We start from the raw sequence: 22,803 nt of genomic DNA on the forward strand, positions 1-22,803 counted from the left end.
AGTATTACTAAGTTAATAAATAGTTAATATGCGCAAAAGCACGCAAAGGCATACGCATAATTACGTAGTTTTGTTTTTTTGGGGAATGTTACTAAGGATGATTGAAAAATTATCGAGACTATTTATTTAGTTGATATTTGATTCTATTTTTATTTTTTAGCGGGATTATATTCCGCATTATTGATTCTTATAATATTCAGCGCGGATGTCGAACATTAGGGTAACGCAGGAGCAGTTACCGAGAACAAGCATTCGCCTGCGCCTATAAACCTTAAGTTCCTGCTAAGTAATGAATTCATTAGCTCAATTGGTATATGGCTAATATTGCGAAATTTGTGAAAAATGAATACGCACAAAGTCATAATTACGTAGTTTTACGGGTTTCAAGAAATTGTTAATAAGTGAAATTATTAACTAACAATTACGAAGGAACTACTAATTAGCATTATTTTCCTTTTTGATGCTGTAAAAAGTCATAAAAGAAATGAATTGGAACTGGGTATCTATAATAACGACAAGCAAGAAAAACTATCGGTTCTAAATTTTTTTTAATAGCCGACAATTCACCAAATGATTTCGAGTTATTACATTCAGTCATAACATGGTCGATAACTTTATCAGGAGCCATTTCAAAACCTGTAGTAGCACATCCGTGCATTTCTACATTATTGTAAAAATAAACTTCAGAGTCTTGAGCTGGATACCAATATTGTAGAGTGCAATGTCCTAGCTCTTTTTCTGTAAAATTTAATAACTCATTACCAGTAACGTCATTTTTATACAACGCTGAAAAAATAGCTGAAACGGGATAGAGAATACTAGCTTTAGTCACATTATGTTTATACGTGTTATTGGTTTGTTCACGATGGCCTAACAATTTTCTAAAGTCATCAACTGTTGAAGGGTACATTCCATTAGTTTTATATGAAAATATACTCCGATTGATGATTTCATCTAACCAACTAATACCGAATTCATCATTTTCAGAGTCTTGTATCAATAAATACATAGCTAAGGATATATCTATCGCTTGTTCATCAAGATATGGAGATAACAATAAAGGATTGTTTTTTATTAACAGCTTTATTGAATGAATAACTAATTCTAGTTTTTTGGTTAATTCTACATTTTGCGTATCATCTATTAATGAATTTTTTGCATTTAACTTTTTTAGATCCATTAAAATCCAGATACCGTACATTGATAGCCGACTTAATAAATCAAATAGTTTTAAGTTAATATCAATTGAGGTAGGTGAATTAATTACGTTAGAAATCGCATGCATTTTGTCTACATGCGGTATTAAACATTTTTCTGTATATTCTCGCGTAATAGCGTGATAAGTCGATAGTAATTTATCAAAGGCTTTTCGTGCATTAGTACTTCTAGAATCTTTAATTAAATCCCAACAATTTAAGATACAAAACTCAGCGGATAAATATGTGGACTCAACATTATTACCATCCCTACCCCATGAAAAAAGCACCCATAGACAAATATTAATTCGATTAATGATTTTGTGAAGATCTTTATTATCTTTTATCTCAACATCTATAAGTTTTCTTATTAATCTAATAAAATGCTTATGAGATACATCAGGTTCATCAAGTAATGCAATTGATTTTCTTAACATAGATTGCCAATCTTTTGGTAATAATTCTTCTTTCAAAAAGTGCTGTAAAATTAATTCTGATAATTTATCACCATTCCATTCTTCAAATTTTAAATGTTCTGTTTCATGTTGCTGCTCAAAACCTGTAACCTCTTGTCTTATCGTTGTTTGAACATCACCACCAAAACACAAACAGATAACAATAGGCTTATCAGCATGCTCTTTAGGTAGCCGATGTGGGATATAAGAGTTGAGAATACTATGAATAGAAGGTAATAAGTCTTGGTTTGAGCCACCACACCAACTCTGCCTAGTTAAGTTTTTTTCTTTAATAGAAAAAAGATAAACTTTTTCAATATCATTACCTATTTTACCTACAGCAGCAACATCGACACCATACTCGTTCGCACCTCTAATAGGTCGAGCATAAACATTGAGACCCATTTGACTTAACAAATCAGGTACTAAGACATCTAATTCGTCACGTTCATTTAAAGATGCTAAATACTGTTTAAGAATTAACTTCATTTTTAAAAACCTCCATTCTAAAAAAACGAAGAGTATATTCTAAACCTTCAGGATCAAGGGTATCTAACCTGGGAAATTCAGTTGAATAAGAATGCTTGCTCATTTTCATTTCAGATCGTCTGGGTTGATCATTACCATCATATATATAAACAGCGCTACTATTCCCATATAAAATAGTCTGCGTTGTAAATAACTCAGAAAGTACGCTGGGTGGGACAGCCTCTTGAGCATCCTCCATTAATTGCTGAAAATGCTCCCAATACTGCTCTCTTCTTTGCTGGGAACACTGTATTTCATTAATCCCCCAAACTCCTTCCATATTGTCAAAATACTCATTTAGTTGAGTAATTGCATTCTGAATAGTATTTTTTACAGCTAATGAACTAGTTAGTTCTTTTTTTTCTAAGTATCGTCGTAACTCACCAGAATAGTTCATTAATAATGTTTCAAACAGTATCTTCTTTAACTCTTCATGCTCATTTTCTTGTGTAACATCAATAATAGATAAAACAAAATTTGCAGCGACAATTGGGCGTGTAAATAACCAGCCAACAGCTTTTCTAGCTAAAAAATGTGGCATACCATTCAATTTATTTACTTGTGTAACATCAACTTTTATTTCAATATCTTTAATGTTCAGATCATGTAATAAATCTCGAACAGCACAACATAAATTTAAATTTCCAGATAAAAACCATTTAGTTATAAGTGCATGTAAATATTCATCATTATTTTTAATTAGCTTACTATTAAAATAATTAAATTCGCTGATGCATATATCTTTATTTAGTAAGAATTCAAGTAAGTCTTCTATATACTCATATTCATGTTGTTTAAGAAGTTTCACTAATAAATGTTCAATATTACTTAATACAGTCTGATTATCTACTTTAGTATTTTTTAAAAAACTAATTAACTTATGTTTTATTGAGTAAGGAATATTTTTTCGATCAAAGGCTGCAACATTGGAAACGCTATAAAGTAAAGTAGGTGATGGCTCTATGAGTAGAGTATTTAATACAATATCTATTCTATCCCACAAACACTCATCTCTTTCACCAAGATTAATAGCTGCATTAAACAGATCACTTTTAGCTGCTTCATCTTTCTCTATTAAACATCGCTTTTCTAAGAAAGAAAACGCCATATTAATAGTTACGTTAACGTTTAAATCAATACGTGAAAGAGACAAGTAAGCTTGCTGTCTAGCACTTACAGCTTTATGGCTACCAATACTATTTAGTTTATTGAAACTCCATTCCGTATCAAATGAACTACCAGCGATAATAGCAGAGGATATAAAATCACTAAATTTATCTACATTATCAATAGATATCGTAAAGGCTTCTTTATAGCTGTCTTCATTATTGATACAAAATTGGGTAAAACTAGAGAAAAGTTGGTTTAGCGATATATTATCACCAATATCATTTTTTAATTGGAAAATACACTCCATAACTTCAATAACAGGGGCTTTAATATTAGGTAATAATGATTCATAAACATGGCATAACGTCCAAAAGTTATGATACTGCCCTTTACTTTTAAGTGTCTTATATAATTCATTTATATTAAGTACTGATTCTGAATGTAACTCTAATAAAGCATTAGTTAGGTACTTTTTACTACTTCTTTCATCGTAATAAAGTTCATTTACAACATTGAAGAAATAATCCGTTTTTAATGCATTAGATAATTTTATTTTTATTTCAGTAAGTGACATACTCAAATTCTATCATTTAATCTATTAACTATATCTTTGGGCTTAAAGATGCATAACAAGTTATTTTGACAAAAAATCATCATTATTTTTACTTATTAATAAGTTACTAATTTTTTAAATTCTAAAAAAAGATTTTTCATTATAAAATGAACATCCAAATTCAAATGGATATAATAAGATATGGAACATTTTAATCATCTTGCAAACGAATACTATAAACTCTTTTACTCATATAAATTCTACTTTACAAAGCTTTGGTTTAACATTTCTCTATTTTTGATATCAACCATATTATTCCTATCATTTTCGATTGATTTTTTTGTTACAGATCACGCCTTAATAAAAATACCTAACGAGGAAGTAAAAATAGAAAAATTTTACGGATTAGTATGGATACTTAGTACCGAAGCTTTATTCTTACTTAGCGCTTTGGCACTAAAGCAACAAAGAAATAAAGAAATAATAGCTGTAGTTAGAAAAAAGAAAAATTCAAAGAAAGAAACGGTAATAGAATTGAAAAAAGAATGGTTATTACAAGAGTTCAAGGCTAAACCTACGGAGTACATAACCTTAGCTGACATGGTATTAAAGAGCTATGACATATTAAAGAAACATAGACAGCCACTGGAGTTTACTCGATATGATTTTTATCAAGTATTTTATGATGAATCAGCTAAAACTCGAATTTTAAGTCTATTACTTGCGATTACATCATTAATTGCAGTAATAATACTAAAGAATCCAAATGCAATAGATTTTATTTTTAAAGAAATTTACTACACTGAGACTAAATTAATCTTTTTTACTATTGCCTTTTTTTCACTGTTTTTACTTTTTACACTGATTATAATTAAGTGCTTTTTTATCGGGTTAATGTTATTAATTGAAAGCTTATTTTCAATTAATAACACATCATCTTTTAATCAATATATTTCTAATTTACTTATTAGTGATTTAATAAGATACGCTGAATTAGAAATAAACAAAACCAAATCACCTCATCTGTACGATTTAGTCTGAGACATAAAAATTAAGAACAACTTTTGAGACTCATTTCTACATAAACTAAACAGGTATATATATTATCCATAAGCTCAAAAATAAGGATAAAATGTACAATATCATGCCATACACATTACCAAAGAAGTTATTATTGATAGCATAAGCATTGATGGTAATACTTTTATAGTAATGATTGCCGAAGACTGGGAAAGAGAACAAGAAACATTGCATGTTTTACAAAATAATAATTTGATGAAACAAAGGTCAGAATCAATAAAAACAGATACGTGTAATCAAGATTATAAAGCTAAAAAAAATCAATTAGATGGAATTGCTATTTTTTATATGTAGTAGCTCAAATCTAATCTAACAATTACCTAAATTTTAGTTGTCTGACGCTTCACTTATTTATTGCTTAAAATCCATTGTAAGTAGCTTATACGTTCATTAATCTTTGTTTCGTAACAAAAATTAATAATAGACGGGTATCCACTTCCACCTTCAGAGTCTAAAGTTTCCATTATACAATTCGACTCCGTGTAAAGAGCCCAATCCTTTTGAGACTTTTTGATTTTATCACTTCTTGATTGCGATACTTTTTTAGCAGTAGAAAGTAGCTCGTCAATAAGTAAATTCATACGACTTTTAGCTAACGTTAAACTTTTACTCCCACATTCATCCATTTTCTGTTCAGTGTCTTCATATAAACAATTCATACTTTGAAATACAGAATGAATTTCACTGTAATCGACTTTTTTCTCAAGATGGCCCCCAGCTAACAATATGCTGGGGATTAGAGAAAGAAATAAAATGTAACGCATTAAAACTCCGGAATTTAATTATATAAATATAACTTAATAAAATAGATAAACGCCTGAAAAGGCAAATAATAACTAATTAGAATAATAGAAAGTAAATTTTAAAGCTTACTTTCTATCTTGGAGGTATGTAGAAGAGTTATTTACAGCTTACCTCTGAATCGTAACCTAAATAATAATAACCTTCCCAAACTACAGTTGAAGAATTCTTAACAAAATATTTAATGCCTTCTGTTGTAGTGCAGTAGTCGAAATTTGAAGTGTTAAGCTTTTCTGCACCAATAACTCCTATAGCTAAATCAATAGCTGTAGGAGAATCAATTAAATAAAATGAATAACCGTTATTTGTGTTTATTTGACTTCTATCGGCCATTAATGGAAAACATTCATCAGGATTAGTCGCTTTACCGGATATAACCGCTTTTTCAATCGAACGTTTTTCGTCTAGCTTTATTAGAGTAATATTTGTTGGGATATTAACATTTTGATTTTTTATTGCTAAGCAATTCCCATGCATCCAACCGATATTTTCTTTAACTAATGTAGACTCACTATTTTCTAATGGTGAAGCCGTACAAGAAGTTGAGGAAAGTAGGAGAACAGATATAAATAAATTTTTCATATTTTTTTCATTTACTTGTTTATCTTACGTTTAATCACATCTTCCATAATATTTTTAGGCGTTTTTTCAGTGAACCCTCGCCCTTCTGCTTTAATAAGTTCACTACGGATTGTGGCCATTTTTATTTGAGCATACCTGTTTTTCTGTTCGTGCGAAGTGATTGTTTTTTTAGTTTTCGTCATATATACCACCTCAAGATGCAGTTTACTTAATTGAATAAAAAAATATAAAAAACAATGACCAAATGCAAATAAAAAAGGTTAATAACAAGCCATACTCCGCACGTTATTAACCTTTAATGAGTTAAAAGAACTTATAATTTTACTTGTTCAAATAACCGTATCTACGTTCATATAAGTTTTTATGAACTTCTTTCGCTGCTTTTACCATGTGTTCGTAAGGAACATCTGTTACCCGTACTATACCTGTATTGTAGTTTTCGCCATCGTAAGCACGTCCTGGAATTGGACCGTCGGCATATTGAAACATGTGCACACCTACAAAGTAAGGATTATCGATGATTGAATTCATGTATTTTTTCATTTTTTCACCACGATCTTTTTGATCAGCTGCGATTACAATCCCCGGATGTACATGCCCTGCATCGTCAGAACCGAAGCTAAACTCGCCAATTAAACTAGGTGCGTCAATGTCTTTAAGAAACTCCCATTGGCTAGGAACTAAGCCTTCTTCGTATAGGTTGTAGGTAATAATGTCGTTGTGTTCAGATGCGGCTTTAATAATTTCAAGTGGCATTCCCCAAACAGGCATACGTGAACCTAAGTACAAGTGGTTAGGTAGTTTAGATTTTAGTGCTTTGTTAACGGTACTAAAATATTGAACGCCATATTGGTAAAGTAATTCAGAGTAGTCTTGCTTTTGAGCTTCGGTATTAAAGCTAGCGTCGATACCTTTAGCGAATGCGTCCCACGATTCAATGTTTTTATTCCATGCTTTGTTAAGCGCGGTAATTGAACCATATTTTTCTTTTAACACTTTAGTAAACGCGGCTTTTGCATGAACTTTGGCTGCATCGGTTTGTAGTGTATTTAATACAATACCGTAACGAGATTCGTCGCTACCACCACGGCCAAAACTTTGCTCATTGTCCATAAATATGCCCATACACCAAGGGGTGGCATTTATTTGTTCAGCAACATGTTCTGCAGCAACAACGGCACGTTGGTAAAATCTAGGATCATAAGCATCTGGTACACCATGCCAAAAATCGAAGCCACTACTTAATGTGCCAAATTCGCCAATAATGTCTGCAAATGCAACAAATGGAATTTTGTTATTACCGTAATAAGCTTCTTCAGACCAGTTTCCTAAAGATGTGTAACCCCAATCTAACATTCTGCGTAAGGTAACTTCGCGCCATGTATCTAAGTACGATTCTTTATAAGTTTCGCCGTAACGTCGCTCAAGGTTAGCGCTATAAAAGCTAAAGGTTTCACCATGTTTTAATGGTCCACTTTGTGTTTCTCTACGGTACCCAAAGTGATTACCTAGCGGCTCATCATATTTAGGTAACCATTCGTATAAGTTAGTGCGCGTTTCGTTAGCAACAAAGCGTGTAGGTAGTGCTTCGTCATTCACGCGGTTTAATGGTTGATCATCTTCTGCAATGGTCATATCGGAGGTACGTTTAGCGATAAAGTTTTGCTCGAAGTCGTAACCCGTTATGGTTGATGAGTTTGATAAACGAATAATATCAATGCCCGTTGAAAAGTATAAGTACCCTTCTGGATCTATTAATGCCCATTTACCTTCTATTTTTTGCGTGCGGAAAAAACCTGTTGCTTCAAAACGTGGGCCATTTGCCCAACCATGAAACTTTGAGCGGTCGCTAAGCTTTTCACCTTTTAACGTTGATAGTTCGTTAGATACTAATTCTTTTAGGTGTTTATCTGACTTAACTTTATTAGGATAATCAACTTTTGCATTTTGTCCGTATTTATCAATTAATCCTGTTAAAAAGTTTTTGTCCATTTCAGGGTTAGGACGTAATCGAATATTATCTATAGTGAACTGACGATCGCTTAACAAACCATTTGCGTTAAAACTTAACGCGACAATTCCAGATAAATCTAATTGTTTGTTACCCCAAAAAGAATAAACTTGTTTGTCGTTTGACTGCCAAGTTACAGGGTTTGAGCGAAAACCAGATTCAAAGTTAAATTCTGTTTTGTTGGCCCATGGTGGATCTTTTTGATCATGCCCATCCATTTTAGCGTAGTGCGTTGTGGTTTTGCCAACAGGTACAACTAAACCTCGGGTGTAAAATCCACCACTTTTATCGCTAATGGTTAAATCTAATTGAACAGATTCGGTACCATTATTTGTTAAATCGAATGCTAAATTAAAGTCTGCATAATTACTCCAATCAAAAGGAGTTTCTGGGCGAATAACAAAGTTAGCGCTATTATTTTTTTGTGTGTTTAGCTTAACTAATAATGAATGTTTACCCGCGATTGAAGATGAGCTATCGGTGAGGTTAGCTATACCGTTATTAACCTTAATTTCGGTAGGTGTTTTTTCGCTTTCAAAGTCATAGAGGATGATCTCTGACTCTATTTTTTTTGAGGTGATTTCGTCTGCGTTTTTTGTTACTTCACAGCCCATTAAAGAGAGTGCAAAAAGTGGACTTAGCCCAACCCAGTGAATATTTTTTTTTACGTGTTTTATCATTGATACACATTCCTTTTAATTTATTTACAGTAAAGGTAATGTTTTAATGAGTAAATAGGTCTTAAAATTTTCTATAAAAAACTATAATTACATTTTAAGGTCAATTTTAAACTTTGGAAGTAGGTTTTCTATTTCGTACTCTCTTACTACTTTTTTAGCTAATTCAATATGTTGCTTACTTTTTTCACTATTACCCGCAACTTTTTCGGTTTCTGCTAATAAACAATGAATACTTGTCATACCTATCGAAAAATAGATACTTTCAAACTGTTTTAAGGATTGAGTAAACGATTTTCTCGCTTCAACTAAGTCGTTTTGTACAAGATGTAACTCGCCTTCAAGTTGTAAAACGAAGCCGTTATAGTATGGGTTATTTTCAATTTTTAATTGCTTATTTATAAGCGAAGTATAAAACCATGCTTTATCTAAATCACCCAACCTGAACAAGTTATAAGCATGGCGATAATATATACCCGCTTTATCAATATTGAGCTTGTCTGCAACTCCAATTAAACGTTCACTAATGGTTAACGCTTCTTGAAAATTTTCTCGGTATTGTAGCCAATCAATAAGGACTTTTTGAGCTTGTACATTGTTTGGCTCAATGGCGATTAAACCTTTTATTAATTGAATAGCTGCGTTGGATTTTCCTGATTGAGAAAGAGCGATGGCTTCAACAAAAATCTCATGGTTAAACTTTGTTGAACTAACAGGAGTTCGTTCTACTTTATTTTCAGTTTTATATTCTGTAATACTCGCTATTATGTTTGATAATTTACTCACTAATTCATCAACCGAATTGCCAAATATAACTTCTCTAATGATTTGGTCGGTAAAATGTAATTTATATATAAGTTGATATTGGTCAAGCGTTCGTGAGATTTCAGACTCAACCACTATCCCTGCGGCTGTAATTTTAAATAAGCGAGATATTTGCTCAGTGGTATAATCTCTGTCCATATTCACATTACGCATTGATAATAATACGTAGTCTAAAGGCATCACTTTAGAATGATCTGCAGCTTGAGTGATTAAGGTATCCATAATACCAATAGAAACCCAATCAAATTTTTTGTCTTGAATATTATTTTTTGTGGGTAAAATAAAAATGGTGTTTTGTGCTTGCGCTGAATGTTGAGCCGTAGTGGCTTGCATAACATAATAAACAGACGAGCTAACCACGGCCGTTAATAATAATAAAGAGATTAACAGTAGCTTGAGCTTAAAGGGATATTTAGATGTATTGGCATCGGAATTAATATGTTGTTCTATTGGCGAAGTTACTGTGCTGCTATTTGATAACTCAATAGGCTCTACCCAGCTATAGCCTTTTCTAGGGTGTGTTTGAATCACTTTTTTCCCAGAAAACACCTTACGTATTTCTGCAACAGATTGAAAGATAACTTGTTCGTCAACATTTACGTCATGCCATATGTTATCTAGCAACGACGATTTATCAATTATATTGTCTTTATTTTCAATTAACGTTAGTAATAACTGGAAAGTTTTTGGTCTAACATCAAACCGTTGCCCTTCAACTGTTACACTATGTTCATGACAATCAATAACAAAACCATCACCAACATATTGAATATTCAAGATTTTACACCATAAATTTAATCATAAAAAAGTCGTTACCGACTAAAAGAACAAATATTATAACAACATCTATAATATGCTCAGCAATAATTTATCAATTAAAACAAAACTACGTCTATTTACGCATATGTTTTTGTTTTATTTAGCTTTAGAATATTACAAATAAAAAACGATTTATATATCCATTTTAAGAATACAAATAGTAATTATTAGCTACTTTGTTGGGAAATTAATGCAGTCTAATCAAAAAATATTACCCACACGCAGAACTTACAATAAGCTTGTTGCCAACGAGATGATGGAAGATTTTGCCTTGCGCTTTACTGCTAAACGCGCACGTCATCATTCCTTCAGTAAAATAGCAATTACCGCTTTAGGTATTGTTTCTTTTTTAGTATTAGAAGCCATAGGTGGTGCGATAACCCTAAATTATGGTTTTGTAAATTCGGCATGGGCAATATTAGCCGTTGTATTAGTTATATTTTTTAATGGTTTACCGATTAGTTATTACTCAGCAAAATATGGTGTAGATATAGACTTACTCAGCCGTGGTGCGGGTTTTGGTTATATTGGTTCAACTATCGCCTCATTGGTTTATGCGTCGTTTACTTTTATATTTTTTGCGCTTGAAGCGGCAATTATGTCGATGGCGCTTTATCTGTTGTTTGATCTTCCCTTATATATTGGCTACGTAATTAGCGCTGTTGCGGTTATTCCTTTAGTTACCCACGGTATCGCTTATATCAGTAAGTTTCAGGTATGGACTCAGCCTATTTGGGCGGTATTACAAGTACTGCCGTTATTTTTTGTTTTTAATCATGCCGATACTGACTTTCAAGCATGGTTTAATTATACCGGCAATGCAGGTGAAGCAGGTTCGTCGTTCAATCTATTATTGTTTGGTTCAGCCTCTGCTGTGTTGTTAGCTCTGGTTGCTCAAATTGGTGAACAGGTCGATTTTTTACGATTTTTGCCTGAAAAGCCTAAAAAAAGCCCATGGAAATGGTGGATAGCCTTAGTATCTGCAGGCCCAGGGTGGATAATATTTGGTGGCTTAAAACTACTATTAGGATCGTTTTTAGCTTACTTTGCTTTGCAGCAAGGGATTTCATTTGCGTTGGCTGGCGATCCCGCTCATATGTACAATTTAGCTTTTAGCTATGTGTTCGACAATGCCAACATCAGCCTGATTGTTGCTTGTAGTTTTGTGATAATTTCGCAATTAAAAATCAATGTGGCGAACGCCTATGCAGGCTCTTTGGCTTGGTCTAATTTTTTCTCGCGCGCCACGCATAACCACCCTGGTCGTGTTGTGTGGATGCTGTTTAATTTAGCCATTGCTTTGCTATTAATGGAGCTAGGCATTTATCAAACTATTGAAAAAATGCTAACGGTTTATTCAGTAATCGTATTAGCTTGGCTTAGTTCGGTTGTGGCTGATTTAATTATTAACAAACCTTTAGGTATTAGCCCAAAAGGTATTGAATTTAAACGTTCGCGCTTACACGATATAAACCCTGTTGGTGTTGGCTCAATGATTATTGCGACCGTTGTGGGTTTTACTGCGCATTTTGGTTGGTACGGCGAAACCGTTAAAGCATTAGCGTCGTTTATTGCTTTTGGTTTACCTTTTGTTACGGTGCCATTAATTGGTATGTTAACTAAAGGTAAGTTTTATCTGGTTAACAACAATATGCCTGTGATTAAGCAATCAACAAAATGTCATATTTGCGAGAACGAGTTTGAACAAGAAGACATGACCTACTGCCCTGCTTACAACAATGCCATATGTTCACTGTGTTGTAGTCTTGACGTTAGATGTGGCGATAAATGTAGGCCAGAAGCCACTATTGCCAAGCAATCCCATCATTTTTTCAATCGTTTTTTAACCACTTCAATACTTCGAAAACTCACTACTCCGTTGATGCAATTTGTAGCGGTAACCTTAAGTTTAAGTTTTGTTGGTGCTGGCATATTATTTCTTATTTATTTACAGGTGCCCTTAGAGGATGAAGGCATAAAAACGGTTTTTGCGAACACCTTAATTAAAATATTTTTCTTATTGCTGATTATTATTGGCATAGTCAGTTGGCTATTTATTTTAGCGCGCAGCGGTAACCGTGCAGCATTAAAAGAGCTAAGATCGCAAACTAATGCGTTAGCCAAAGAGATTGACGCCCATAAAGAAACCTCTCTTGAATTACAAAACTCAAAAGAAGTAGCAGAGTCAGCTAACGAAGCTAAAAGCCGATATTTAGCCGGATTAAGCCATGAATTACGAACACCGCTTAATGTATTACTTGGTTATGCTCAGCTATTAAGTCAAGACAGTGAAATACCTACAAGACAACGAGAAACCTTATCGATTGTAAAAAGAAACGGTGAACATCTAGCTGATTTAATTGAAGGTTTACTTGAAATATCTAAAATTGAAGCAGGAAGAATTACCCTGCAAAAAGACGATTTTAATCTGTATTCAATACTGATGCAGTTAGTTGAAATGTTTCAAATGCAAGCCAGCCAAAAAGGCATTAAATTTACTTATAACATTAGTAAAAACTTACCTGTTTACGTGGCTACAGACAAACAGCGCTTTCGACAAATTTTAATTAACTTAATATCAAACGCCATTAAATACACTGAAAAAGGTTCGGTAAATGTTGATGTGTCGTACCGAAATAATGTAGCTCAGTTCAGTATTACCGATACAGGTGTTGGTATATCACAAGCGAACCAAGAATTGGTTTTCAAACCTTTTGAACAAATACGAAACGCCCATACACAAGCTATTGGCGGCACAGGTTTAGGGTTAACTATCTCGCGTTCATTAGCTGAGTTAATGGGCGGAGAAATCACCTTAACCAGTGTTATTGGGCAAGGTTCTACCTTTAAATTACGTTTATTGTTATCGCAAACGAAAGAAAACCAAAAACAGCCTGAATACGCTATTACTAAAGCTGTGTCTTATACGGGAGCAGAAAAAACGATATTGGTGGTAGACGACGATGCAAACCAACATCGATTAATGCAAGACTTGCTTCAGCCATTAGGTTTTAAAGTGTTACTCGCGCCCAATGCAGCAGCAGGCTTTACCGTACTCGAAAATAACACCGTTGATTTAATGTTACTTGATGTAAGAATGCCAGAAACAAATGGTTGGCAAATGGCAAAACAAATTAGGCGACAAAAATATGTACTACCTATTATTATGGTTTCCGCTAATGCCAGAGATATAGAAGCTAGCCAACAAGCTAAAGCTTTTCATAACGGCTACATAGCTAAACCCGTTAACATAGATTCATTATTAGGAAAAATAGCCCAGTGTTTATCTATAGAATGGCAATACGAAAACATTCAAAATAACACTGAAAACAACGATAATGACCCAGCGATAAAAGTTAACTCCACAGTAAATGCAGAGCATTACCAGTCTTTAATCGCCATTGCTGAAATAGGTTATTTATCAGGATTTAAAGAACAAATGACCAAAATAGACAATGAGTTTTTTTTACCCAATAACGTAAAATCACAGTTGAATGAATATGTTGCACAGTGTAACTTTCCTAAAATAATTCAATATCTTAATGAGCTCATTAACCAAACTAATGATAAGAAGTAAGTAATGAACAATAAAATGAGTGATGTAGTATTAGTGGTTGACGACTCACCAGAGTCATTAGGCATGTTAAATGTGGCGCTGAATACTCAAGGCTATACCGCGTTAGTCGCACTTAATGGCTTGCAGGCGCTTTCTATTGTTGAAAAAGTACAGCCAGACGTTATTTTACTTGATGCCGTAATGCCTGAAATGGACGGCTTTGAAACCTGTAAAAAATTAAAAGAACTACTCCCCAACACCCCTATTATTTTTATGACGGGTTTAACCGATGTTGAAGATGTAGTAAAAGGCTTTAACGCAGGCGGTGTTGATTATGTGACTAAACCTATATCTCCCGATGAAGTTATTGCGCGCATTAAAACACATGTAAATACCGCGAAATTAGCGCTAAGTGCACAAGATGCGTTAGATCATGCAGGTAAAAACGTGTTTTGTGTAAGTAACGAAGGTCGTTTAGCTTGGGCAACGCCACAAGTACACGAAATAATAGACGAGCTTGCACAAGACGATATGACACCTTGGAGCACACTCGCAGAAACCATTAAGGTTTGGCTAAACACCACGGTTGCCACAAACCTTCCCGACAGTTCGGCTGACAACACAAACAACAACTTGTTGATTAACTGTTTTGCATCACCTTTTAATATTTCGTATGAACGCGAGCAAGACAACTTACATTTATTAAGAATTGTTCAAGCCAACGTACAAAAATCACCTGAAGATTTAAAAGCTAAACTACCGATTACCAAGCGTGAATCAGAAGTGCTTTATTGGGTGTCGTACGGTAAAACCAGCTGGGAAATATCGCAAATATTAGCAATGAGCCCACGTACAGTTAACAAACACTTAGAGCAAATATTTAAAAAACTAGGTGTTGATAACAGAACCTCAGCCGCAGCTATTTCAATTAGAATATTAGAGGGTTAATTTATTTCGCCAACAGCCTCGATAATTCGCTCTTTTAGTTCAGTGTTGGTTACTGTTTCAATCCAATTAATGTAAACATCAGGGGTTTGTTTAGCAAGCTCTTGAGCAGTACCATAAACAGCCATAAAACGCTGTTCATTATCTTTTATTGCTAATGCCAACTCCATCACCTTTTCAGGGTTTTGATCTTTATATTGATGTACATATTGGCTCACAACCCTGTCGTATGCAGGCCTATGTTCATGTAAATCAAGGTATTCAAGTAAACTGTCAGGATCTTGTTTCAACCACTGTTCTAATGCCCCATAAAGTAAACTTTCTTTGTTTTCAATATCAGGCATGGCGGTAATATTATCAACAACAAAGGCTTTATCACTTTCGCTTTCCATCATTTGCCTACCTACATCAGGCATTGCTTTTAACGCAATAACTGAATTTTTTTGCTTAGACAAAAACTCCACAACACTCCCTGTATCTAAATGACTTGAATGTGATGCTAGTAAACCTGCTGATACATCTTCATAAAGAAAATGAGCGGCACTATTTTCAAACATTGTTAACTTATCAATAGTGTCAAAAACATCTGAGTATTCAGCAAAATATTCGACAAGAAATGAACCTATACGGCGCCCGCTAAATTTTTCATAATCAAGATTTTTTAAGGCACTCAATACAGCCTCTTCATTAATTAATATAAGATCTCTGAGTGTAGAAAGTAACTCATTGTCTGAGCCTGATTTAGAAAGCTGATTCAAATAATAAGCAGAGTCACTTTGAATAATAGGTTGAAGCGTTTTATCTGTTTTTTGTGTTTGAATTAAATATGATGGTAATACTTTTTTTGTCGCCGGACTAGTTACAGCCTCTGAAGATAAAGTATAAGGAGATACATCGTTTTTATTGTTTGATTCATAAAATGCAATAAGAGCAACAGCTATAATCACAGAGCTTAAAGCCATAATATTTTTTTTATTCAGTATTTTCATTTTTCAACGGTTCACTTTTTATATTTACCAAAAGAGCCGCATATAATTCCAGCTGCATTCTGAGGTTGCATGGGGATATATGTCGGCTCCTATTCTCATTAATGAGTGTACCTGTAGCTATTTAAGATGCCACTTTCAGTGGAAACTAAAATATGCGGGTTAATAGCAAATAATAAATTATGGTTCTCCCCAGCCATAAAAAAACTTACCAAATTTATTTCCTGTAGTCCAAAAATCATTATTAACTTCAGTACCCCAAAGTTTATGCTCTGCAACAGACTCACTTATATCTATAGTGCGTACATATACGCTCGCATTTAAACCTCCTCCCAAGCTAACCTTCTCGTCTTGAAATCTCCAGTCTTGAATATTAATACCAACAAGATGACCTGATGGGAATCCCATGTATTCGTTATTTTTAGCAAGTACTGTAGTCGTGGCTCCTTTAGTTTTATTACCAAAACCGGCCCAAATATGACTTGAGTTCGTAACAGTCGCCCCATCCACTTGATTAATCGTTAATTTATTTTCTATGATATTGATATTGCTAGATTTAGCTTCAAAATGAATAATGTTGATATAGTTGGTTCTATATCGACCTATTTTTATTGTATTACCTTGATTAGTCTTACCAATATGAACATTTTTAGTACGGTTAAAATCAACAGCAAATGTTGAATAAGCATCAAAAGTATTGTTTATCACTTCACTGTCTAAAAAATCAATTGGCCCAGGACCAACAAACGGATCTGCACTATGAGCATAATTGCCATAGTCAAAGGTAAGGCCGCGAGCAGAACAAAAGTTTTTAGCTTTCCATTGGTAGGCTACAAAATGATTATTATCAATAACCATTTTACTTTCAAGAGAGGTATCCGCAGGAAATGCTGTAGTGCTTTCTGCACTATTTATAATTCCTCGACCACCAGTAATAATACTATTTTTTAGAGTTAAACCATGTGGAAGTGCATCTCGATCGTAGTTTATAGCAACATTTACTTTATCTATTTTGACATCTTCAATCGTTAAGTTTTTTCCTGAATCAACTCGAATCCCCATTTCTACACCCGTTGCAACTCGAGTCCCCTCTCCATCAGTACTTGAAACATTAGCTTTTAGTAATGGCCAATTACTCGCCGTAAGGTAAATATTCTTAATCGTTACATCATCGGTAGCAATTCTAAAAATAGACGAATTAGGTGCTTGTGGATCTATTTTTTGGCTGTCTGTAACAGGATTAAAATCATCCCAAGCTGTTGGTACTGAGGTTATATAATTAGCATGAGTTTTTGTAAATTGGCGTTGTCCCGTCGGACTATCAATGCCTATAACCGTAATCCCTTTATTATATATTACAAGGTTATGAGTCGTTGTAAGCGTTTGATCAAATTTAATAGTACCATTATTACCTGCGACATCTTGCGCACTATTAAACTCCGCTACTGTTAGTATTCCATCTCCACCACTGTAGTTACTTATATTTACTGTGGCTGCATTAGCTGTATTTACAAAAAAATAACTGGCTAATATACAAGTAGTTTTAATCATTGTCTTATTCATTTTTTCCCCGTTTTGCTTGTTGTTTATCGTGTATTTAATTTTTCCAGACCTTTAAATCTTTATCATCCCAAATGCTTTACAAATAATTATCATCTTTTATATATGAAACTATAGTATGAAAAACACCATAATGCCAAGCCAATAAAACTTTTACTAAGTTTTAAGCCAGTTCAATAATTAAATTTACCTATATCATGCGATGAAATAATGCGAAAAAAATAATAAAAAATAAAAAGTGCTTTATAAGTAATTGTTATTACGTAATAAAACACACTTCATAACTTCAATAAAAAAAGTGGAGAATTAATTAGTAGGATGGTTCTAAGTTTAAACTTATATATTAAAGCTTTATATGCTGTTTAAATATAGGTAAAAACTCATCTTCTCTATGGCTGACTAATAACATAGTGCTATGTTGTTGCTTGTCTAAGTGCTCTAAAAAGTTGAGTAATCTATGTCGATTTAATTCATCTAGACCTTGGGTTGGTTCATCTAAAATAATTAAGTAAGGTGATTTAACCAAAGCGCGAGCAATTAATGCTAAGCGTTGTTCACCATAACTTAAGCTGTTAAACATACTGTGTTGATGGGCTAACAGACCGATTTTTTCTAACCACTGGCGAGCAATAATCACTTGTGACGGGCTTGGCTGTTCGTACAAACCAATAGAGTCGTAAAAGCCTGAAAGTACCACAGTTAATAAATCGCAGTTAACGCGGTATTGTCGATGCATTTCTGAGCTTACAATACCCATTTGTTTTTTAAGTTCCCAAATGCTTTCGCCAGAGCCTCTTTGGTAACCGAGTACCTGTATATCGTTGCTATAACATTGCGGACAATCTCCGGTAATAAGCTGCATTAAGGTTGATTTACCACTGCCGTTTTTACCCGTAATTAAAGTGTGCTGTAAGGGTTTAATAGCAACGTCTAAATTTTCAAAAACATTAACGCCACTATAATGAACTTTACCTTGGTTTAATTTAACTAAGTAAGGATGCTGGTAATCTGACAACTGTTTAGTGTTTTCAGGCCAAGTTGTTTCATCAGGAATGGGCGCTAATAAAGCGTCTAGTTGATTTTTAGTTTCAGTGTTTTCTAGCTTACCAATAACATCAAACTGCCCTCGCTCAATAAAGGCTATGTTATTACACCAGCTTGGAATATCTTGTCGGTTACTTAACATCAATACTATGCTAATACCGTTTGAAGATAAACGCTCTAAGGCTTTCGATAAAGCATCACACGACTCTACATCTAAACTATCAAATGGGTTGTCGCACACTAAAAGCTCAATACCATTAAAAATGGCTTGTAGTATTAAGAGCTTTCTCCCCTCACCTGTACTTAATTGGCGATATCCAGTTTCAAGGCGATGACTTAAACCAAACTCAGCAATTAAGGGATCGTTCCATTTGCTTTCAGGTAAAAAGTCTTTCGCTTGAGTACCAATGTCATTCGCGTTAATAAAGTCGCTAGCGTCTATTTTCAGCTCATGCTCGTAAACCTCTTGCTGAGTTTCAAACGAGATCATACCGACTTTATTTTTATCGGGTAAGGTGAGCTGCTCTGCAGAATAAGGCGATAGATCACCTGTTAAGAGTTGATCTATGTATTGTTTTCCTGAGCCATTTCGCCCTAATACACACCAACTTTCATTTTTATTGAGTTGCCAATTTTTAATGGTTAACTTGTTATGTTCAAAATTTACAATGTTTATCATGATACGGTTCAATATAATTTAATCATTAAGTAAAAGGGCTACTTATACCAACTCTTTGGATCTGAACTAAAGTCAGAGGCAACTAGCCGGTTTAAATAGGTAAAGTCAGATTTATCTTTTACTTCGTTATACACTTCTTTAAACGAAGGTTTTGCTAGCAGCAGCTTTATTCCCATAGACCAAGAGGCCCATGTATGTTTTGAAACACGGCCTTTCGCTCTTAAATAAACTTGCTCGTTTGATAAATCAAGATAGTTAAAAATAAGCTCTCTGACTTTATTTCTTTCACTTTCTTCAATGGGTTCGCCTATCAGCACGTTAACGGGTAGCTCCATTGATAAAGTACGATATTGTTGATCTAAACTGTCTTCAAACGCTGCCTGTGCTTGTTCTTTACCTACTCTGATTTGCCATGCACCAAACCCTACACCTAATGCAGTAACTAAAGAACCAACCGCTGTAGCAGCAGAACTCACTACCCCCCAATCAATAACCACGATTTTTATTCCTTCTGTTGAAACAAATAAAATTGGTAAATGTATAGAAATAATAACCTAATATAATATTTATATTTGAAATCATGTAGATATTTACAATAATATTTTTATAGACATACTCTCAATTGATTTTCTAATGTATCAAGCCAATCCTCAAAGCATTTTTTATTTACATTTCCACCGAAAGACATTCTCTCACTTTGACTTACAAGAAAGCGAATTAAACGAACCATCAATATAATAAAATCGAAAAGTTCTTTAAAAGTAAAAATATATAAATCAGGCTGCTGATGAATAAATGTATTTCTAATTTTCTGAATATTTTTTATCTGATTTAATTCATTTTTAGGGATTATTTTACTACCTGTATAAGGGAGGAATTCAGGCTTTTGAAGTTTTTGGTATAACCATTCAATATTATCTAAATCACCTGCATCCTCTTGATAAAAGCTTTTATTTCGGACGAGAAAAGATGACGTTGTAATTAATGATAAACACATAGTACTTTGTAAAGCAGTATGACCGAATATAAATGCCCACTTCAAATAACTATCTCTACCATTTTTTATTTTTTTTAATGATGAAGAAAGATTTTCTAATGCCATTAGCAAATCAGTTTCTAATTCAAAACTTATTATTTTTTCTGGCATATAAACTCCAATAAATAATGTTACTACATACACTCAAATAATTTTTTAAACTACTAACCAAATATATACATGTTTTATAAATATGCTAGGAATAGACCGATTGTATTTATTTGTTTTTAAACGGCATAATTAATAATCCCCAAAGCGAGGCGTTTTGTTTAGCTTGAGGGTATTGGCTTAATCCGATATCAAGATCACCATCACTTTTAATGGCTGAATCTTTATAACTGCCAAATAATTTATCCCACCAAATAACACTAAAACCGTAGTTTGAATTAGTTTCTTTAACCACTTGGCTATGGTGAATTCTATGCAAAATTTGCGTCATTAATACGAGGCGTAATGGTTTTTCAATCGCTTGAGGTAAGCGAATGTTAGCATGGTTAAATAACGCTAAACCATTTAGAGTAATTTCAAATATAAGTACGGCAATGGCAGGTATACCTAACGCGGTAACAACAAGTAGTTTGATAACAATACTTAATACGATTTCGATAGGATGAAAACGTAGGCCTGTACTAGTATCTACATGCGCATCAGCATGATGAACACGGTGTAAACGCCATAGCATAGGAACGACATGGAATAACCTATGTTGCCAATAAATAATAATATCTAATATGAATAGGCCTAGTACAACTGTTAGCCAAAAAGGTAAGTTTACATTGATATAAAATGTTTGGTTAAACAAACCGATAGCATTTTCAGTGTTATAAAGCGCAACAGCAGTTAAACCAATAGGTATAATTAACCGAGCGAAAATCGACGAAACAAACACCAAACCAAAATTAGCGGTCCAACGTTTAGCTTTAGTAATAGAAGATTGTCGTGCAGGTTTGTAGCCTTCAAGCAACATCATAACCACTAAAATGCTAAAAAAGCAGCCAAGTCGCCACCATACTTCGTTAGTCATTTTTCGTCTCAGTACTTACTTCAGTAGCTTGCTTTGCTTCGTTTATTAATGCTTTACTTTTCATATCCGCTTCTTGTTGTTTTAGGGTGTGATAGCCACCGTGTATACGAGTAAAAATAGTGATCATACAAGCAAGTGAAAATAACAAAGCTAACCATGGAAACGATTGTGGCCAAATACAAAAAGCAATAAATAAAGCTATAGTTTCCGTACCTTCGGTTAAACCATTAAGATAATAAAAGCTCTTATATTTGAATTGTGGTTTATCAATTTTAAATTTTTCAGCGGCAATCGCAAAAGCTAAAAAGCTTGAACCTGTACCAATAAATGTTGCTAGTAAAATTGAACCAGCGATGCCATTAAGTTCGGGATCAGAAAAAATAAAGCCTAACGGAATAGCCGCGTAAAACAAAAAGTCTAAGGTGATATCTAAAAAGCCCCCCGCACTTGAGCTTTGCTTAGCATAACGAGCAAGTGCTCCATCTAACCCATCTAAAATACGGTTTGCTATAATCGCAGCCAGTGCCCAATACCAAAGCTGAAAAGCTAATAATGGCACCGCTAACATACCCACTAAAAAGCCATAAAATGTTATTTGATCGGCAGTAATTTTGCGTTTGTGTAGCAACATGACAACAGGCGTTAACAAAGGTTTTATAACCGGCGTGATATATTTATCTAACATACAACTTACTCTGTTTTATTTAAGGTGATAACTTTACCACCAGCGGCTTTAGCGTCGCTATGATCATGTGTAACCATAAGTGCCGGTAGTTGATGATAACGAATTTGTTCGAAAACTAGCGCTCTGGTATCTTCACGCAATTGTGAATCAAGTTTACTAAAAGGCTCATCAAGTAAAATAGCTTTAGGCTCGCTCAGTAAAACCCGCAATAACGCGACACGAGCTTGTTGGCCACCTGAAAGGTTATCGGTGTGGCGGTCAGCTAAACCTTTTAAGCCTAATTGCTCGAGTGCGTCTTCAATTTTTTCAAGCCGCTGTTTTTTATTACCAGCAGGCATAGCAAAAGCAATATTGCCGGCTACAGATAAATGAGAAAACAATAAAGCGTCTTGATATAACACGCCTACATGGCGTAAATGTGCCGGCACTTGAGTAATGTTGTTATTGTTTAACCATACCTCACCTTCCGCAGTAAATCCTGTAGGAAGTGCACCTGTTAACCAGTTAAGTAAGCTTGATTTACCACTGCCAGATGGCCCCATAAGTGTGAGAATTTCACCACCATTAACTTGTTCGTTTAAACGCAGCAATAACTCGTTTTGACGAAACAGTTGTAAATTTTTTATCTGTAAAGATGTTTGCATTTAAGAC

The 22,803-nt window shown here is 34.0% G+C and carries 19 protein-coding genes; 4 read left to right on the forward strand and 15 right to left on the reverse strand.

Annotation, left to right across the window (positions count from 1 at the left end):
- Positions 1 to 445: 445 nt before the first annotated feature.
- Together AC0L5Q_RS03720 and AC0L5Q_RS03725 are read right to left on the reverse strand one after the other, a co-directional pair.
- The gene (locus tag AC0L5Q_RS03720) at positions 446 to 2,140 is read right to left on the reverse strand and encodes a hypothetical protein (RefSeq protein ID WP_473614362.1); all 1,695 of its coding nucleotides are present in this window, start codon (positions 2,138 to 2,140) and stop codon (positions 446 to 448) included.
- Positions 2,124 to 3,863, reverse strand: coding sequence for a hypothetical protein (locus AC0L5Q_RS03725; RefSeq protein WP_473614363.1), 1,740 nt, complete (start codon positions 3,861 to 3,863; stop codon positions 2,124 to 2,126). The genes AC0L5Q_RS03720 and AC0L5Q_RS03725 overlap by 17 nt, the downstream gene beginning before the upstream one ends.
- Positions 3,864 to 4,043: 180 nt before the next feature.
- Between AC0L5Q_RS03725 and AC0L5Q_RS03730 the strand changes: the two genes are divergently transcribed.
- Together AC0L5Q_RS03730 and AC0L5Q_RS03735 are read left to right on the forward strand one after the other, a co-directional pair.
- Positions 4,044 to 4,883 (forward strand): hypothetical protein, encoded by an 840-nt coding sequence (locus AC0L5Q_RS03730; RefSeq protein WP_473614364.1) that lies wholly within the window; start codon positions 4,044 to 4,046, stop codon positions 4,881 to 4,883.
- A gap of 171 nt (positions 4,884 to 5,054) precedes the next feature.
- Positions 5,055 to 5,216 (forward strand): prevent-host-death protein, encoded by a 162-nt coding sequence (locus AC0L5Q_RS03735; protein WP_473614365.1) that lies wholly within the window; start codon positions 5,055 to 5,057, stop codon positions 5,214 to 5,216.
- A gap of 53 nt (positions 5,217 to 5,269) precedes the next feature.
- Here the strand turns inward: AC0L5Q_RS03735 and AC0L5Q_RS03740 are convergent, their stop codons facing one another.
- The 5 genes from AC0L5Q_RS03740 to AC0L5Q_RS03760 all read right to left on the reverse strand — a co-directional run bounded on the left by AC0L5Q_RS03740 (position 5,270) and on the right by AC0L5Q_RS03760 (position 10,595).
- Positions 5,270 to 5,686, reverse strand: coding sequence for a lysozyme inhibitor LprI family protein (locus AC0L5Q_RS03740; RefSeq protein WP_473614366.1), 417 nt, complete (start codon positions 5,684 to 5,686; stop codon positions 5,270 to 5,272).
- Positions 5,687 to 5,822: 136 nt separating this feature from the next.
- Entirely contained in the window at positions 5,823 to 6,305 is a 483-nt protein-coding gene (locus AC0L5Q_RS03745; RefSeq protein WP_473614367.1) for a hypothetical protein, read from the reverse strand.
- Positions 6,306 to 6,316: 11 nt separating this feature from the next.
- Positions 6,317 to 6,487, reverse strand: coding sequence for a hypothetical protein (locus AC0L5Q_RS03750; protein ID WP_473614368.1), 171 nt, complete (start codon positions 6,485 to 6,487; stop codon positions 6,317 to 6,319).
- Between the two features lie 139 nt (positions 6,488 to 6,626).
- Positions 6,627 to 8,996 carry a beta-galactosidase gene (locus AC0L5Q_RS03755; protein WP_473614369.1) on the reverse strand — a complete coding sequence of 790 codons (2,370 nt, stop codon included), beginning with the start codon at positions 8,994 to 8,996 and terminating at the stop codon, positions 6,627 to 6,629.
- A gap of 87 nt (positions 8,997 to 9,083) precedes the next feature.
- Positions 9,084 to 10,595, reverse strand: a complete 1,512-nt coding sequence (locus AC0L5Q_RS03760; protein ID WP_473614370.1) for a winged helix-turn-helix domain-containing protein — start codon at positions 10,593 to 10,595, stop codon at positions 9,084 to 9,086.
- A gap of 232 nt (positions 10,596 to 10,827) precedes the next feature.
- Here AC0L5Q_RS03760 and AC0L5Q_RS03765 point away from each other — a divergent pair, with 232 nt between their 5' ends.
- Entirely contained in the window at positions 10,828 to 14,214 is a 3,387-nt protein-coding gene (locus tag AC0L5Q_RS03765; RefSeq protein ID WP_473614371.1) for an ATP-binding protein, read from the forward strand.
- A gap of 3 nt (positions 14,215 to 14,217) precedes the next feature.
- The gene (locus AC0L5Q_RS03770) at positions 14,218 to 15,141 is read left to right on the forward strand and encodes a response regulator (RefSeq protein WP_473614372.1); all 924 of its coding nucleotides are present in this window, start codon (positions 14,218 to 14,220) and stop codon (positions 15,139 to 15,141) included.
- Here AC0L5Q_RS03770 and AC0L5Q_RS03775 read toward each other — a convergent pair.
- The 8 genes from AC0L5Q_RS03775 to AC0L5Q_RS03810 form a co-directional block, all read right to left on the reverse strand.
- Complete coding sequence (locus AC0L5Q_RS03775; protein ID WP_473614373.1) at positions 15,138 to 16,127, reverse strand: hypothetical protein; 990 nt, start codon at positions 16,125 to 16,127, stop codon at positions 15,138 to 15,140. The two genes, AC0L5Q_RS03770 and AC0L5Q_RS03775, sit on opposite strands and share 4 nt — an antisense overlap.
- Before the next feature lie 177 nt (positions 16,128 to 16,304).
- The gene (locus AC0L5Q_RS03780) at positions 16,305 to 17,687 is read right to left on the reverse strand and encodes a hypothetical protein (protein WP_473614374.1); all 1,383 of its coding nucleotides are present in this window, start codon (positions 17,685 to 17,687) and stop codon (positions 16,305 to 16,307) included.
- A 340-nt stretch (positions 17,688 to 18,027) separates the two neighbouring features.
- Positions 18,028 to 19,407: an ATP-binding cassette domain-containing protein gene (locus AC0L5Q_RS03785; protein ID WP_473614375.1), complete on the reverse strand. Its 1,380-nt coding sequence runs from the start codon at positions 19,405 to 19,407 to the stop codon at positions 18,028 to 18,030.
- A gap of 38 nt (positions 19,408 to 19,445) precedes the next feature.
- On the reverse strand, positions 19,446 to 19,904 hold the full coding sequence (locus tag AC0L5Q_RS03790; protein ID WP_077342878.1) for a hypothetical protein: 459 nt from the start codon (positions 19,902 to 19,904) through the stop codon (positions 19,446 to 19,448).
- Positions 19,905 to 20,011: 107 nt separating this feature from the next.
- Positions 20,012 to 20,554: a hypothetical protein gene (locus AC0L5Q_RS03795; RefSeq protein ID WP_473614376.1), complete on the reverse strand. Its 543-nt coding sequence runs from the start codon at positions 20,552 to 20,554 to the stop codon at positions 20,012 to 20,014.
- 106 nt (positions 20,555 to 20,660) lie between these two features.
- Entirely contained in the window at positions 20,661 to 21,467 is an 807-nt protein-coding gene (locus tag AC0L5Q_RS03800; RefSeq protein ID WP_473614377.1) for a sterol desaturase family protein, read from the reverse strand.
- The gene (locus AC0L5Q_RS03805) at positions 21,460 to 22,152 is read right to left on the reverse strand and encodes a CDP-alcohol phosphatidyltransferase family protein (protein WP_473614378.1); all 693 of its coding nucleotides are present in this window, start codon (positions 22,150 to 22,152) and stop codon (positions 21,460 to 21,462) included. The genes AC0L5Q_RS03800 and AC0L5Q_RS03805 overlap by 8 nt, the downstream gene beginning before the upstream one ends.
- Positions 22,153 to 22,157: 5 nt before the next feature.
- Positions 22,158 to 22,796 carry an ATP-binding cassette domain-containing protein gene (locus tag AC0L5Q_RS03810; RefSeq protein WP_077342886.1) on the reverse strand — a complete coding sequence of 213 codons (639 nt, stop codon included), beginning with the start codon at positions 22,794 to 22,796 and terminating at the stop codon, positions 22,158 to 22,160.
- Between the last annotated feature and the right edge of the window lie 7 nt (positions 22,797 to 22,803).

The organism is Pseudocolwellia sp. G5-9, from assembly GCF_055808995.1.